The sequence below is a fragment of the Erysipelatoclostridium sp. AM42-17 genome (genome assembly GCF_003480255.1).
In the GTDB taxonomy this organism is placed as follows: Bacteria; Bacillota_I; Bacilli_A; order Erysipelotrichales; family Coprobacillaceae; genus Faecalibacillus.
This window is the reverse complement of record NZ_QUIN01000018.1, coordinates 1-16,075: the sequence shown is the minus strand read 5'-3', so window position 1 is coordinate 16,075 and position 16,075 is coordinate 1. Positions and strand designations below refer to the sequence as shown.

The 16,075-nt window shown below is 29.5% G+C and carries 13 protein-coding genes; all 13 read right to left on the bottom strand.

The window, feature by feature from the left end:
• Nucleotides 1-40 precede the first annotated feature (40 nt).
• On the bottom strand, nt 41-1,891 hold the full coding sequence (locus tag DW911_RS07600) for an ABC transporter ATP-binding protein (RefSeq protein ID WP_118607669.1): 1,851 nt from the start codon (nt 1,889-1,891) through the stop codon (nt 41-43).
• Nucleotides 1,891-3,621, bottom strand: coding sequence for an ABC transporter ATP-binding protein (locus tag DW911_RS07595; protein ID WP_118433050.1), 1,731 nt, complete (start codon nt 3,619-3,621; stop codon nt 1,891-1,893). Before DW911_RS07595 ends, DW911_RS07600 begins: the two co-directional genes overlap by 1 nt.
• 84 nt (nt 3,622-3,705) lie before the next feature.
• Nucleotides 3,706-4,143, bottom strand: coding sequence for a MarR family winged helix-turn-helix transcriptional regulator (locus DW911_RS07590; RefSeq protein WP_118433052.1), 438 nt, complete (start codon nt 4,141-4,143; stop codon nt 3,706-3,708).
• 88 nt (nt 4,144-4,231) lie between these two features.
• Nucleotides 4,232-5,689: a hypothetical protein gene (locus tag DW911_RS07585; RefSeq protein ID WP_118607668.1), complete on the bottom strand. Its 1,458-nt coding sequence runs from the start codon at nt 5,687-5,689 to the stop codon at nt 4,232-4,234.
• 79 nt (nt 5,690-5,768) lie between these two features.
• Nucleotides 5,769-6,689 carry an aldo/keto reductase gene (locus DW911_RS07580; RefSeq protein WP_118433056.1) on the bottom strand — a complete coding sequence of 307 codons (921 nt, stop codon included), beginning with the start codon at nt 6,687-6,689 and terminating at the stop codon, nt 5,769-5,771.
• Between the two features lie 8 nt (nt 6,690-6,697).
• Nucleotides 6,698-7,117 carry a PPC domain-containing DNA-binding protein gene (locus DW911_RS07575; RefSeq protein ID WP_118433058.1) on the bottom strand — a complete coding sequence of 140 codons (420 nt, stop codon included), beginning with the start codon at nt 7,115-7,117 and terminating at the stop codon, nt 6,698-6,700.
• Nucleotides 7,118-7,222: 105 nt separating this feature from the next.
• A complete protein-coding gene (gene rplT / locus DW911_RS07570) occupies nt 7,223-7,582 on the bottom strand; it encodes a 50S ribosomal protein L20 (protein ID WP_118433060.1) in 360 nt (119 codons plus the stop codon).
• 24 nt (nt 7,583-7,606) lie between these two features.
• Nucleotides 7,607-7,801, bottom strand: coding sequence for a 50S ribosomal protein L35 (gene rpmI, locus DW911_RS07565; RefSeq protein ID WP_118433062.1), 195 nt, complete (start codon nt 7,799-7,801; stop codon nt 7,607-7,609).
• Nucleotides 7,802-7,819: 18 nt separating this feature from the next.
• Nucleotides 7,820-8,377 carry a translation initiation factor IF-3 gene (gene infC, locus DW911_RS07560; protein ID WP_118433064.1) on the bottom strand — a complete coding sequence of 186 codons (558 nt, stop codon included), beginning with the start codon at nt 8,375-8,377 and terminating at the stop codon, nt 7,820-7,822.
• Nucleotides 8,378-8,571: 194 nt separating this feature from the next.
• Nucleotides 8,572-9,396 carry an RluA family pseudouridine synthase gene (locus DW911_RS07555; protein ID WP_118433066.1) on the bottom strand — a complete coding sequence of 275 codons (825 nt, stop codon included), beginning with the start codon at nt 9,394-9,396 and terminating at the stop codon, nt 8,572-8,574.
• Nucleotides 9,397-9,444: 48 nt separating this feature from the next.
• Nucleotides 9,445-11,388 (bottom strand): P-type ATPase, encoded by a 1,944-nt coding sequence (locus DW911_RS07550; RefSeq protein ID WP_118433068.1) that lies wholly within the window; start codon nt 11,386-11,388, stop codon nt 9,445-9,447.
• A gap of 84 nt (nt 11,389-11,472) precedes the next feature.
• Nucleotides 11,473-12,933 carry a sensor domain-containing diguanylate cyclase gene (locus DW911_RS07545; RefSeq protein WP_118607667.1) on the bottom strand — a complete coding sequence of 487 codons (1,461 nt, stop codon included), beginning with the start codon at nt 12,931-12,933 and terminating at the stop codon, nt 11,473-11,475.
• A 197-nt stretch (nt 12,934-13,130) separates the two neighbouring features.
• Entirely contained in the window at nt 13,131-15,851 is a 2,721-nt protein-coding gene (locus DW911_RS07540) for a vWA domain-containing protein (RefSeq protein ID WP_118607666.1), read from the bottom strand.
• Nucleotides 15,852-16,075 lie beyond the last annotated feature (224 nt).

Genomic DNA, 16,075 nt, shown 5'->3' with positions numbered 1-16,075 from the left:
TAAAAAAGACTATAATATGTTAAATTATAGTCTCATTATGTTAATCCATTTCTATTTTACCAGTATATAATTGGTAGTATTTTCCTTTTTCTTTAATAAGTGATTGATGGTTTCCTCTTTCAATAATATGTCCTTGTTCTAAAACCATAATACAGTCACTATTTTTAATTGTTGATAAACGATGGGCAATAACTAATGTTGTTCTGCCTTCCATTAATTTATCCATACCATCTTGTACTAATTTTTCAGTACGTGAATCAATTGATGATGTTGCTTCATCTAAGATTAATGCTGGTGGATTAGCAACTGCAGCACGAGCAATCGCCAATAACTGTCTTTGCCCTTGTGATAAATTAGCACCATCGCCACGTAATAAAGTTTGATAACCATCAGGTAGGTGTTTAATAAAACTATCTGCATTGGCTAACTTAGCTGCTTCTATACATTCTTCATCAGTAGCATCTAAGCGACCATAACGAATATTATCCATGACAGTACCCGTAAACAAATGCGTATCTTGTAAAACAACACCTAAAGATCTTCTTAAATCATCTTTTTTGATTAATTTAATATCAATACCATCATAAGTAATCGAACCATTTTGAATATCATAAAAACGATTAATTAAATTCGTAATTGTTGTTTTTCCTGCACCTGTTGCCCCAACAAAGGCAATCTTTTCACCAGGATTAGCATAAACATCTACATTGTGTAAAACCATACGATCATCAAAATAACCAAAGTCTACACCTTCTAAACGAATATCACCTTTCATTTCTACTAATTGTACTTCACCGTTGTTACGAGGATGACGCCATGCCCAATGTCCAGTTCTTTTATTTGTTTCAACCATTTGACCATCTACTATTTCTACACGACATAAAGTAACAATTCCTTGATCATCTTCACTTTCTTGATCTAATAAATCAAAGATACGTTTTGCTCCAGCTTGTGCCATGGCAACTGCATTAATTTGTTGAGAAATTTGTCCTATTGGTTGATTGAAACTCTTATTTAAAGTTAAAAAGGCAACCAAAGTACCAATCGTTAATGCAAAATGACCATTTAAGGCAAGAATCGCACCTACAATTGCACAAATAATATAAGAAATATTACCTAACTGTACTGTTACTGGCATTAAAATATTAGCATACTTGTTAGCTTTATAAGCACTTTGTCTCAATTCATCATTGAGTTGTCTAAAATCTTCAATTGCTTTTTCTTCATGATTGAAGACTTTTACTACTTTTTGTCCAGAAATCATTTCTTCAATATAACCATTCACTTTTCCTAAATCACTTTGTTGTTTAACAAAGAATTTTCCAGATAATGAACCTAGTCTACGAGAAACAACAAGCATAACACCCAACATGACAACACTTAATACTGTTAAAGGTATATTTAAGATAATCATTGAAATAAATGTTGTCAAAATTGTCATACAACTTGATACAAGTTGAGGGATAGATTGAGAGATTAATTGTCTTAAAGTATCAATATCATTTGTATAAACTGACATGGTATCACCATGAGGTGTACGGTCAAAATAACGAATAGGTAAAGATTCCATATGTTCAAACATATTTATTCTTAAATCTCTTAAAAAACCTTGTGTTACATAAACCATAATACGGTTAAATGAAAAGGCACAGATAACTCCACATCCATAAAAACATCCTACTCTTATTAAAGCATGAAGTAATCCACTAAAATCAGGAGAAGAACTCTTTAATAATGGGACAATGTAATCATCAATTAAAGTTTGCATAAACATTGTTCCTTGTACATTAAATACAGCATTTCCAACAATACATAAAAAGACAATAATTAAATGTATTTTATATTGACTCCATAACATTTTTAATAAACGTTTCATTGTTCCTTCTTTCATTATTCTTCCTCCTTTCCTTTCATTTGTGTTTCATAAATCGTACGATAAATTTCGTTTGTCTTTAATAATTGTTCATGACTATCAAAACCATCTACAACACCATCATTCAAAACAATAATACGACTTGCATTTTGAACTGAAGAAATACGTTGTGAAATGATAATTTTTGTTGTATCTGGAATACGTTGATTAAATGATTCTTGAATACTTGCATCAGTAGCGGTATCTACTGCACTTGTTGAATCATCTAAAATTAAAATCTTAGGTTTTTTCAATAACGCTCTGGCAATACATAATCTTTGTTTTTGACCACCAGATACATTTGATCCGCCTTGCTCAAGATAAGTCTGATAACCATCTTCAAATCGTTCAATAAATTCATCTGCACAAGCAAGTCGACATGCCTCTTTACATTCTTCTTCACTTGCTGATTCATTACCCCATCTTAAGTTTTGTAAGATTGTACCACTAAATAAAACATTCTTTTGTAAAACAACAGCAACTTCATCTCTTAAGAGTTCAAGATCATAATTTCTTACATCTTGTCCACCGACTTCTACACTTCCCTCATCTACATCATATAAACGAGAAATAAGATTAACTAAACTACTTTTAGCACTACCTGTACCACCAATGATACCTATTGTTTCACCACTTTTAATATGCAAATCAACATCTTTCAATACAGGTTCTCCACTACCATGTTTATAAGAAAAAACAACATGATTAAAGTCAATAGAACCATCTTTAACATCAGTTAAAGCATGATTTGGTGAGACTAAGTCAGACTGTTCATTAATCACTTCAACAATACGTCTTCCTGAAGCCAATGACATCGTAATCATAACAAAAGCCATTGATAACATCATTAATGACATCATGATATTCATAATATAACTAAATAAACTTGTTAATTCACCTGTTGTTAAATTACCAGCTACAATAGCTTTAGCACCTAACCATGAAAGCATAAGTATTGATCCATATACAGCGACTAACATAGCTGGATTGTTATAAGATAATACTGATTCAGCTTTTACAAATAACTTATAAATATTTTGAGCAGCTTTTTTAAATTTTTCATTTTCATATTTTTCTCTAACAAAAGATTTAACAACGCGAATACCTACAACATTTTCTTGAACACTTTCATTTAAAGTATCATACTTAGGAAAAACATCATTAAAGTATTTTGTTGCATGATACATAATAATAACAAGTACTGTTACAAGAAAAATAATGGCTACCACAAAAATCATACTTAATTTTAAATTAATCATCATAGCCATCGCTAATGCACATATTAAACTCATTGGAGCACGAATACACATACGAATAATCATTTGGTATGCATTTTGTACATTTGTTACATCTGTTGTTAGTCTTGTCACTAAACCGGCTGTACTGTATTTATCAATATTTGAAAAAGAGAATGTTTGAATATTGGTATACATTGCATCTCTTAAATTAGCAGCAAAACCAGTTGAAGCTTTGGCTGCATGATTTCCAGCAAGGAATCCTAAAGATAATGTTCCAATCGCAATAACAAACATCATTATTCCATATTTTATAACTTGATTTATATTTTGTGCTTCAATTCCTTTGTCAATTAAACTTGCCATTAATAAAGGAATAATAATTTCTAAAACAACTTCTAAAGCAGCATATAACATTGTAAGTAGCGAATCTTTTTTATATTCTTTTATTTGTCTTATTAATGTTCGAACCATATTATTCTCCTCTCTTTTCTCCTAAATAACCAAACTGTTTGTTAACGAACTATTTGTTGTAAACAATAATCAGGATAATCCTGATTATTGTTTTACATTTTCTATAATTTTATCTGTAATTTCAATAAATGTTTGTATTTCCTCTTCTGTTAAACCAATAACAAGTTTTTGATGAATATCTTGCATTGTTTGATCTAACTGTTTATTAAAATCACAACTTTGTTTTGTTAGTATAATTTTCTTTAATCTTGCATCATAATCAACAGGAACTCTTTTAATCATTCCTTTTTTACACATCAGTTTCAACATCTCTGATGTAGTAGAACGATTAATAGAAAATTCATTTTCTATATCTTTTTGAAAAGTATCTATTCCTTGTTCCTGCCTTTCCTGTACAAAACCAATAATCCACATATGCATCATTGTGGCATGATCTGGTCTTCCACCTAGCACTTTATCAATAGAGCGCTTAATAAGATTATTTAATGTTTTTATACGATGTCCTACGGGATCACGATACATGATTTCCACTCCTTATTGTTCGGTTACGAACATTATCCTACCAAATATTTTTATCTTTGTAAAGAAAAAGAATGATGTTTCCATCATTCTAATTAAATTTTGTTAAATCATAATTTTTAAATTTATTCTTTAAGGCATCTTCTACCTTTACAGGATCAGTTATTTTTTCAAATGAATCATCATATAAAGTATCAGCAAAAACAAATGGATCATCATCTTTTAAATAATCAGAATTAACACCACTTACATAACAAGCAACATAATAAGTTTCTGTTTCTGTTTCATCCAAGAATGTTGATGTTTCATCTACTTTATAAATACCAATAATATGATCACTTCTTAGTTTGCTTCCAGCAAAATAAACTGATTCTAAACTATATTGATATTGACTATACGAATCATTTTCATAACTATCTTTCATCTCTGCTTCAATATCTTTTTTAGCTTGTTTTAAAATCTTTTCTGGTACATCTTTAGCTTTAGCATAATTTTCAGTTAATCCTTTAACTTTTACTGTGACCGTATCATTTTTTACATCAAGTTTTAAATCTTTCGCTTTTTCTTTATCGTATACAGCGTGAACTTTTACTTTATCACCATTTTTTAACTTATGTGATGTATTATAATCATAAGTGATTGAATTAACGAAAGAACGAACATTATAATCATTGTGGTCATAATCTATCGTTCCTGGATTAACATCACTAATATAACCTGTTCCATCTTCTCCCCCATATTCTAATGAAACTTTAGGCATAATATTAATTGCTGTCTTATTAAAATAGTTATCATAAACCTTATAACCACCAAACAAAACAACAACAGCAACAACAATTCCTAAAACAATCTTACCGTTTTTTGTCTTAAGAAATTCTTTTACTTTTTCTAATCCAGCTTTAGCCTGATCGGCACCAGCTTGAGCTAATTCTTTTGCTTTTTCACTGTCTACAGAAATAGTTGGTTCATCAGTTGTTTCGATAAGCTTTGTTTCATTAAAATCAAAATCAACAAAATTAACCTTAATCACTTTTTTTGCCATTAAAATAGCAAAAACATTAATAATAAATACTAAAATAGAAATATAACCAAAATATTGAATATATTGTCCTGCGCTTTGCATTGCTCCTAGTGATGAATAAGCTGAAAATAATCCCGAGTAATTCCCATTTATAGCCATTTTAATCACTTTAATAGCCGCATTAAATCCCTCTAATGACAATAATAATAACAAAGTATTAATTGCATTCAAAATAAATTCAGTTAAAATTACATATTCCTTTTTATTCTTTTTAAAGAAATAATAACCAGATAGCACTGTGATAATGATAACCAAAACTAAATATAAATAAAAAATAATTTGAATCACAGTCACTACTGAACCAATTAGCGAAACTAAAGAAGAAGTATCAGATAAATTAAAATTTGAAGTTGATCCCGAAGTCTTTATGTTCCCAATTAAAATGCAAAGCGTAACAAATCCACTATAAATAGTAGAAATGAGTACTATTTTCTTCTTTGTCGCTAGTTTTTCTAGATATTTCATCATTTTTCTCCCCTCCTGTATTAAATTAACTATATCATACATTGCCTTAAAAAAAAAGAAAGTAAACGAAATATTCGTTTACTTAAGGTAGAGGTTTTTCGCTTGCTAAATATAAATCATACCATTCTTGTCTTGTAAGTTGAATATCACTTGCTTTTACAATTTCTCTTAGATGATCAACTGAAGTCGTTCCAACAATAGGCTGCATCCCCGCTGGATGCCTTAATAACCAAGCAATAGCAATAGCCGATTTTGTTGTTTGATACTTATCAGCAAGATTAAATAAAACATCGTTTAATTTTTGATAATTCGGGTGATCAATAAACGTTCCTTCGCTCCAAGAGGCTTGTAAAGAACTCCATGGTTGAATAGTAATTTCATTTAAACGACAATAATCTAATACCCCACCATCTTTATCTTGAGCAAAAGCCTCTTTCATATTCATATTTAAACCTGAATCAATCATCACAGAATGAACAATAGATAATTGTAATTGATTAATTATGATTGGATATTTTGAATATTTCTGTAATAGTTCAATTTGTAATGGTGTGTGGTTAGAAACACCAAAACAACGTACTTTCCCCTCTTGATACAGTTGATCAAATACTTCAGCAACAACTCGTGGATCACATAAAGCATCAGGACGATGAAGTAATAAAATATCAATATAATCCGTATGTAATCTTTCTAGCGAATCATGGACACACTGTAAAATATGTTCTTTAGAAAAATCATATCTTTTTCCCGGAACAATTCCACATTTAGTTTGAATAATCATTTTATTACGATATTCTGGATGTTTTTTCAAAACTTCACCAAATATTGCTTCTGACTTACCACCACCATAAATATCAGCATGATCAAAAAAGTTAATACCTTCGTTTAAGGCACATTGTACTAATTTTTCAACTTCTTCAACAGATTTATCAGCAATACGCATGCATCCTAAAGCAATTCGTGAAGCCTTTATATCTGTTTTTGGTATTGTAAAATATTTCATAAACCCTCCTACAAATCAAATAAATTTAATCCTGTTTCTTCATCATAAAAACGATCAATTTGACAGTCTACTATTTGTATAATCATCTCACAAGTTGCTGAAACAACAGCTCGATTAAGATGACCACCATATACTTTTCCTTGTTCATCCCCCGCTGCCATATGAAGGTGACTATAGTATTCACCGTTAAAAGTATTAATTGTTCCCGTAAGTGAAACAATTTCATAATTACCTTCAAATTCATTTGCATGATATTGTTTTTCATTTGTCTTAAAGACACCTACTGTAAATTGATTAACAGCTCCTAAAGCAGAAACATGAGCAAACTTAATATTTTCTTTTAAAGCAATATTTTTTACCTGCTGTGTAATTTCTTCACCTTTATCAATTCTAGCAACAATAGTGTGATCTACTCTTTTATATTTCAATTTATTCACCTCTTTATCTTTATTTTACACATTATCAATCATTTATGAAATAAAAAAAGCAATGTATTAACCTTGAATACATTGCCTATTTATATATTTATTATCTTAAGCTTCTAAAGCTTTTTTTGCTGTCTCAACGATTTGTGTAAATCCTTTTGGATCACAAATAGCGATTTCAGATAACATTTTTCTGTTGATTTCAACATTTGCAAGTTTTAAACCATGCATTAATTTAGAATATGAGATATCATTTAATCTTGCTGCTGCATTGATACGAGCAATCCATAATTTTCTCATATCTCTTTTAGTTTGTCTTCTGTCTCTGTAAGCATATGCCATTGAGTGCATTACTTGTTCATGAGCAGTTTTGTATAATTTATGTTTAGCTCCAAAATATCCTTTGGCTAATTTTAATACTTTTTTTCTTCTACGTCTTGTAGTATATCCACCTTTTACTCTTGCCATTCTATTTTCCTCCTATATGATAGATTATTTACATAATCTTGATTTAATTCTCTTATAATCTGAAGCACTTACTAATCCTGATTTAGCTAAATGTTTCTTTTGTTTATGAGTTTTGTTATGTGATAAGTGAGATACGTAAGCATGGCTACGTTTTAATTTTCCACTACCTGTTCTTTTTACACGTTTTTTAAGACCACTGTGTGATTTCATTTTTGGCATAATATATTTCCTCCACTATTACTTTTTCTTCTTTGGCGCTAATATAGCTGTTAAAGTACGACCTTCTAATTTAGCTGGTTTTTCAATTTGACCAACTTCTGCACATTCTTCAACAAAGTCATCAATAACCTTTTTACCTAAATCAACATGTGCAAGTTGTCTTCCTCTAAATCTAATAGCAACTTTAACTTTGTTACCATCACTTAGCCATTTTAAAGTTCTCTTTAATTTAACATTTTTATCATGAACATCAATTGTTACTGATAATTGTGTTTCTTTTAAAGCGACAACTTTAGAATTCTTTTTCATTTCTTTTGCTTTCTTTTGTTGTTCAAAACGATATTTACCAAAGTCCATAACACGACAAACCGGTGGTTTGGCACCTGGAGCAACACATACTAAATCTAAATTTGCATTATAAGCAATATCTAATGCTTGATTTCTTGACTTCACTCCTACTTGATCTCCGTTTTGATCAATGACTAAAACCTCTTTGAAACGAATCTTTTCGTTAACCAACTCATCAGGTTGTTTAGGTTTTCTGTTATCAAATCTGCTAATGATAGCCACCTCCATTTTTTGTAGTTTAAATAAAAAGTGAGCACATTAAGTACCCACACATTGACATTAAGATAAGTTATCTTAGCGACATTTGCCCATCGACATCATCAATCGGGCGAGAAGTAGGCACTTCTTCTTTCCACTACTTTTCATTTACTCATGAATAATATCACTATATAGTATGAAAGTCAATGTTTTTTATGATAAAATCAACGAAAAATATGATTGAATTGTTCAGGCATTTGTGCTTCAAACTGATAAGTCTTGTGATTGATTGGATGTTGAAAAGAAAAGATATGCGCATGAAGTCCCATTCGTTTAATTGGATTACTTGTTGCCCCGTATTTTTTGTCACCAGCGATAGGATGCCCTAGTGAGGAAAGATGCACTCTAATTTGATTTTTTCTTCCCGTATCTAAAAAGACTTCTAATAATGAATATTTCCCATTTGTCTTTACTTGACGATAATGAGTAATTGCCAGTTTACCTTGTCTGCTTATATAAACTTGCTGGGTCTTACTTTCGGATAAATAATTCTTAATAGTACCTTGTTTTTGTTTTAATTTACCCTCAACTAAAGCTATATATCCTCTTTTTTTAACAATCTTATTCCATTGTTCTTGTAATTGATTTCGTATCTTTTCATTTTTGCAAAACATTAATACACCTGAAGTGTCTCGGTCCAAACGATGAACAATAAAAATCTTATTCTTTTTATTTTCTTTTTTTACATATTCACTTACTAAATGATACGCTGTTTTCTCTTTTTCTTTACCATCGGACATACTTAATAAACCTGATGGTTTATTAATCACAACAAATTCTTGATCTTCGTACAATATTTTCAAATCTGAAGATTCCTCTTTTTTTATCTCCACCGTATCATCAACTTTTAATAAATAATCAAACTGTGTTATATTTTGATTATTTACATATACATTTTTATACTTTAAATAGTTTTTGACATTTTTACGATTATAATGAATTAACAAAAAATCCATTAAAACCATTTCTTTTTTTACTCTATATTTCATCTTTTCTCCATTTCCTTTTTTATAAAAAAGAAATCTCATTAGAGATTTCTAATATTCAATAAGACGATGTGTATTCAATAAAATAAGAATGATTTCTAATTCATAAGCGACTGTAGCTAACCACCATGGCATAAATTGAACAACACCACATATTACAATCAACAAACTTACAACCACACCTAAAATCATATTTTCAACAATAATATGTTTTTGTTTTCTAGAAATATTCAATAAATCAATAATTGTTTCTAAAGTAGAATCAACTAATAAAATATCACTATTTTTAATGACCTTTTTATCATGCACTCCTCCTCTAGAAATACCAACAAAAGCTTTTTGTAATAAAGCAATATCTTTATCACAATCACCAATATAAGCAACTTCGCCCATTACTTTTGCTTCATCCATCACTTTTAATTTATCTTCTACAGATAAATTATTGTAAATATTATATTGACTATTTTCCAAGTCAACAGGACCATCATTAAAAACAATAAGGTTTTTATGCACATTTTGAATTTTTTCAAATAAATCCAATTCTTCTTGTGTCACTTCCACACCATCAAATCGATCATAAATAATAGTTTGACATAAATTCAAATCATCAAGCCCACTATTTTCTTCAATAATGATCTTTTTAGAAAAGGCTTTTCCTATTCCTGCAAGGACACTAAATGAAGCTCCTTGTTTATATGCAAAACTTCCTGAGACAGTAAGCATAATCGCTCCTAAATATAAATAATGAATATTATCATGTAAATTCATTAATGGAATAATTGTACAGCATATAAGAGCAAGAACAACTAAAATACGTGTATATAATACTGACGCCTTTTCAATTAACTGGTGCGTACGTGATTTTGTAAGTGGAGCCATGGTTGCAATTTCAACAACTTTGCTCATTGCAGAACTTTCATATGAATATTCTACCTTAACCATGATTTCACCTTTTTCAACAACGGAACCACTAAATACTTCTTGTCCTATTTCTACATCTTGAAGAATCTCACTTCCATTAAGAGCATAAACATCTAACTTTCCTTTACCTGAAACAATTGTTCCTCCAAGAGGAATAGTTTCGCCAACGCGTACAACAATCGTATCTCCTATATCAATATCTTCTACATCAACCATTGTATCTTCATTATTGTCACGACGTCTTACCATCACCGGTGTATTAACCAAATCATCAATCTTATCCATAGTCCAATTCATTACACGAATACAAATTTGATTACCTACGTAGTATAAAACGCCAACAAATAAAGCTTCTTCATATGCTTGATATAACCATCCAGCAAAACAGGCAATGACTAAAATAACATTTTCTGTTAAATAACGTTTTCTCTTAATATCTTTTAAAGCTCTTTTAATTGTTGTTTCACCAATGACAATTAAAGCAACTAACCATCCTAACCCTCTTAAAAATCCATGATCTGTTTTACCAACAACGCCTAAAGCAATTCCTACTACTAATAAAGCAATACGAATATATTTATGTAAGTATTTTTCATTAAATAAATCTTGTGATTTAAAAGGTTTTTTCCATTGTTCTACTTTAATTTGAGGATTAACTTTTTCTACCAAACGATTAATTCTAACAATTGCATTTTTGTGGCTTGTTGTTAATTTTAATAACTTATTAGTAAAATCAACCTCTACATTTTCATAAACACTATACTTTGATAAAACATTTTTAATTTCTTGGGCTTCTTCTTCTGTCTCCAGATGAGTAAACATATAGATTTGTTCAACTTTTTTTTCTGGTGCAACATATTTTCTTTTTTTAGAGTTAATTTCTTCTTTTAAAACATAATCATAATTTAAATTATCTAATAGTAATTGTACACTTTCTGGACGTGCACAATTAAATGTAATACTGTTTTTAGCTACCTTAATATGAGAAACTTCTTCTAAGTCAGTAAGTGCTAAAGATAACTTATTCAGTTCATCTTCGTCACGAATTTGACCGATAAAAAACACACGTTCCATAATCTTTCTCCTTTTACATTTGTCTATTTTAACATAAATTATGATAATTTCAAAATCACATTAATAAAAGGGACGTAATGTCCCCTACTCTTGATAACATGTATAACCATTTTTGCCATGATCTTTTGTTTGATATAATGCTTGATCTGCTAAACTATAAAGGGTTTTAAAATCATAACCATGCAATGGATAAAGTGAAATTCCAATACTACAAGAAATATTTCCTTTAAATTTTGGAATTTTAATACTTCTAATATTATTACATAGTTCTTCTGCCTTTAATTTGACCACTGAGTCATCTTCTATATTTTTCATAAAGACAATAAACTCATCGCCACCAGCTCTTCCAACAATATCATGTTCATCAAATGAATTTTTTAAAATTGTTCCAAAATGTTTTAATACCTCATCACCAACAACATGACCATTTAAATCGTTTACTGTTTTAAAATTATCTACATCAATCATAAATAAAGCACCTTTGGTTTTTTCTTTATTACTCATTAAATATGTAGATATCTCACTTTTTAAAGTCTCTTTATTTTTTATTCCTGTTAAAGCATCCATCTTAGCAATATGAATCAATTTCTTTTGGTGCTTATTATTTAGTTTAAATATTGTAAATAATAATACCAGTACTGCAACAATAACAATTGCTAGCAATTGATATTCTGCTTGAATAATAAATGTATAAGGCTCTTTCGCTTTATTCACATCCACGCTATAACACATCATCCAATCATTTATTTTTAACGGATAATAAGCCATATAACTCTTCTTATTATTTCCTTCAATAACAACATAGCCACCTTTTTGACTAGTAAAATTATTCTTAAGTCGGCTCAACTGTTTTGAAGATAAAACTTGATATTGTTTAAAATAATCATATACATTTGATGAGTTAATAAATTTTTTGCTATTGATAGCTTCATAAGATATTAATTCACCATCTTTAGAAATAATACAAGCTGTTCCTTGACCATCATATACTTCTTTAAATATGATTTTATTAAGATCTCCTATATCATAGCTACCACCTAAAACACCAACAATTTGTTTTTGTTGATCATAAATAGGTACAGCTAAAATAACACGCGTCTTAGAAGAAACAGAACTAGAAAGAGGATCACTTAATACTCTGTTTCCTTTAATTGCTTCTTGAAAATATTGACGATGAGCCACGTTCTTTGTTGCACCATTGTCATAATGACTTTCACCATTAAGATCAATAATCGCTATATTTTCTAACTTTGTATATTCCTTAACAGATTTTAGCAACTTAAGATTATTATCACAAAATAAATCTTGACTACTCATATAATTACCAATGCCCTCTAAATAACGATATTGCACGTTAATATAAGACTTAAAACTTTCTGTTTGTTTTTCAGTACTCGTTACCACTTTGTCAACAGATTTTTCTTTAATATCATTTTGAACATAAAAGAAAAACGAAAAAGAACAAACAAGAATAAAAGCAACAAAAACAATCATTACTTTTAAATAAGATTTAAATGAAGTTCTATAAACGATTTGTCTTTTCATAACTTCCACCCCATTACATCTTTATTTTAACACTTTTGATTTACCTAAACCTTTATTTTGACAATTTTCATCAAAACCATCAAAAATATATACCTCTTTTAATCAAATATCAATAAAAATATAATATCTTAACTTAATTATTCTTAAAATCAAAAGCAGATTTTCACAAATTGATGAAATCTGCTTTTTACCTTATCTTAACAAATATATTTTTTCATTACAAAACAGTAAATTCCTAACAAGCTTATACTAAATAAACTTATAAACATCATACTATTAGTATTATCACCAGTTTGTACTTTCTTCGTTTCTTTTTTCTTTTCAACTGTTTCTTGTTTATTTGATGAATCAGTTGGTGTTTTATTATCCTTTTGTTCATCACTTATTGTTTCTTTATCTTTTATAGTCAAATAAGTTGTTACTGTTCCATCTATAAATATTATCTTAACAACATGCGTTCCTACAGTTAATGTATTTAAATATTCATCATTAAAAGTAACAATAGTTGATCCTTCTGTTATTTGATAATTTGCTTTATCTATTTCTTGTTCATCTACAGCCACTTTTATATTATTTGTAAATTCATGATTAATTCTAAGTGCTATTATTTTTTCACTCTTTTTAATAAATACAGAATTTGCTCCATCTATAATTTTGTAATCATTCTTTTTCTTAACAAGCTCATCAATGGCATTATTAATTGATTTTGCATAATCATCTACTATTGCCTGTTCTGTTATGTTTTTATTACGATCTACTGCATTGATAGCTTCTATTACTTTTGTAAAATCAACATAATCATCTTTGTTAAGCATATTTGCTTTTGCGATTGCTTCATCTACCTTTGTATAATCTGCTCCTTTTAAGATCAAATTATCAATAGCAGCATTGATAACCTTTGCCATATCATCAACTTCAGATTGTTGAGTAATCTTTTTATCACGATCTACTGCATTGATAGCTTCAGTTACTTTTGTAAAATCAACATAGTCATCTTGGTTAAGCATTTTTGCTTTTGTAATTGCTTCATCAACTTTTGTATAATCTGCTCCTTTTAACACCAAACCAGCGATAGCTGCATTGATAGCATTTGCCATTGCATCAACTTCAGATTGTTGAGTAATCTTTTTATCACGATTTACTGCATTGATAGCTTCTGTTACTTTTGTAAAGTCTACATAATTATCCTTATTAAGAGCATTGGCTTTTGTGATTGCTTCATTTACCTTTGTATAATCTGCTCCTTTTAATACCAAACCAGCGATAGCATTGTTAATCGCTTCAGCATAATTATTTACTGTTTCTTGTTCTGTTATGTTCTTTCCTTCTTTTACTGCTTTAAGTGCGTTTTGTAATACATTTACTGTTTCATCTGTATAGATACTTAAATCACTTGGTACTTTCTCTTTTGCTTCTTGCACCTTGCTATAATCCGCTGGTTTTAATTTCAATCCATTGATAGCTGCATTGATGGCATCAGCATAATTATTTACTGTTTCTTGTTCTGTTATGTTCTTTCCTTTTTTTACTGCTTTAAGTGCATCTTGTAGTACTCTTACAGTTTCCTCTGTATAGTTTTCTAAATCACTTGGTACTTTAGCTATCGCATTATTTACTTCTGTATAATCAGCCCCTTTTAAGACTAAATTTCCAACAGCAGCATTGATAGCATTTGCCATTGCATCAACTTCAGATTGTTGAGTAATCTTTTTATCACGATTTACTGCATTGATAGCTTCTGTTACTTTTGTAAAGTCTACATAATTATCCTTATTAAGAGCATTGGCTTTTGTGATTGCTTCATCTACTTTTGTATAATCCGCTCCTTTTAACACCAGACCAGTAATGGCCTTGTTAATGGCTTCGGCATAACTATCAACAATATCTTGTTCAGTAATATCTTTCTCTCTAATAACAGCATCAACTGCAATTTGTAATACATTTACTGATTCTTCTGTATAATTATTTAAATCACTTGGTACATTGGCTATCGCATTATCTACCTTAGAATAATCTGCTTTAGGATAGCTCATGCTAAATAAACCCTTTATAATATTACTGAATACTACATTCGCATCATTAGAATTTTTAACACCCATATAGTAACCGCTATCATTTGCTCTATCTCCTAATGTTTTATAGTCTACAGCATCTGGATAATTGCTAGAGACACCATGCATATAAGCATTGAATGCCACTTCTTCTGTCCAATTACCATTACCTTTAGGTCCTGTAATTGATGGATTTGTTTCAGTAAACATACCAATTGAATAAACTTCTGCATATTTTTTTATTTCTTTTGAAGCTTTAATAGCTCCATTGGCAACCTCGCCATTAAAACTATTAAAATCTGTTGGATTACCATCTGTTAAAAAGAGAACAACTCTTTTTGCGTTGTTTCTTGCATTGTCATTAACACTACCATTGATTAATGATTGCGCTAATTCCATACCATAATCACTACGTGTTGCTCCAGCTGGACTAATCGCATTTACTTTATCTTTTAATTGATTTTTATTTTCGTTTGTTACTGTAAAATAATGACTTACAATTTGAGTATAATTGTATCTATGTGCCCCATCAAGGTATGTATCATTTCCTTCTTTAGTTTCTGGATCACATTTCTTACCTGCAAATTTAATAATCGAAATTCTACTTTGTTTATTTTTATCACTTTTGTTTGAATTACTAGTTGCAAAGGCTTCAATAAACTGATTAATTGAATCTTGCAATATCTTAATTCTTTTAACACCACTATTACCTATAGGATCATCCATGCTCCCGGATACATCTAAAACAAGTACAATATCTAATGGTATTTTAGCTTCTTCATTATCCGCAAATACATTTACAGACACTTGAGCAAAAATCATCATCATTGTAAGTATGCTTGCTATTAGTTTTTTATATATTTTCATGTTCCTTTCCCTCTTCTTTTCTCTATATTTCAAGTTATTTGGTAAACATAAAACTGATTACACTCTTATTTTACTATCTACCATAATCATTTTTAATGATTGGCGCGAAATGTCGTTTTTAGGGTGCGAAATGCAAAAGAACAAAAGGAACAATCTATAATTGATTGTTCCTTCAGACTGTTGACAAATTGACTATCGACAGTCTTTTTAAAATTTGTTAGAAT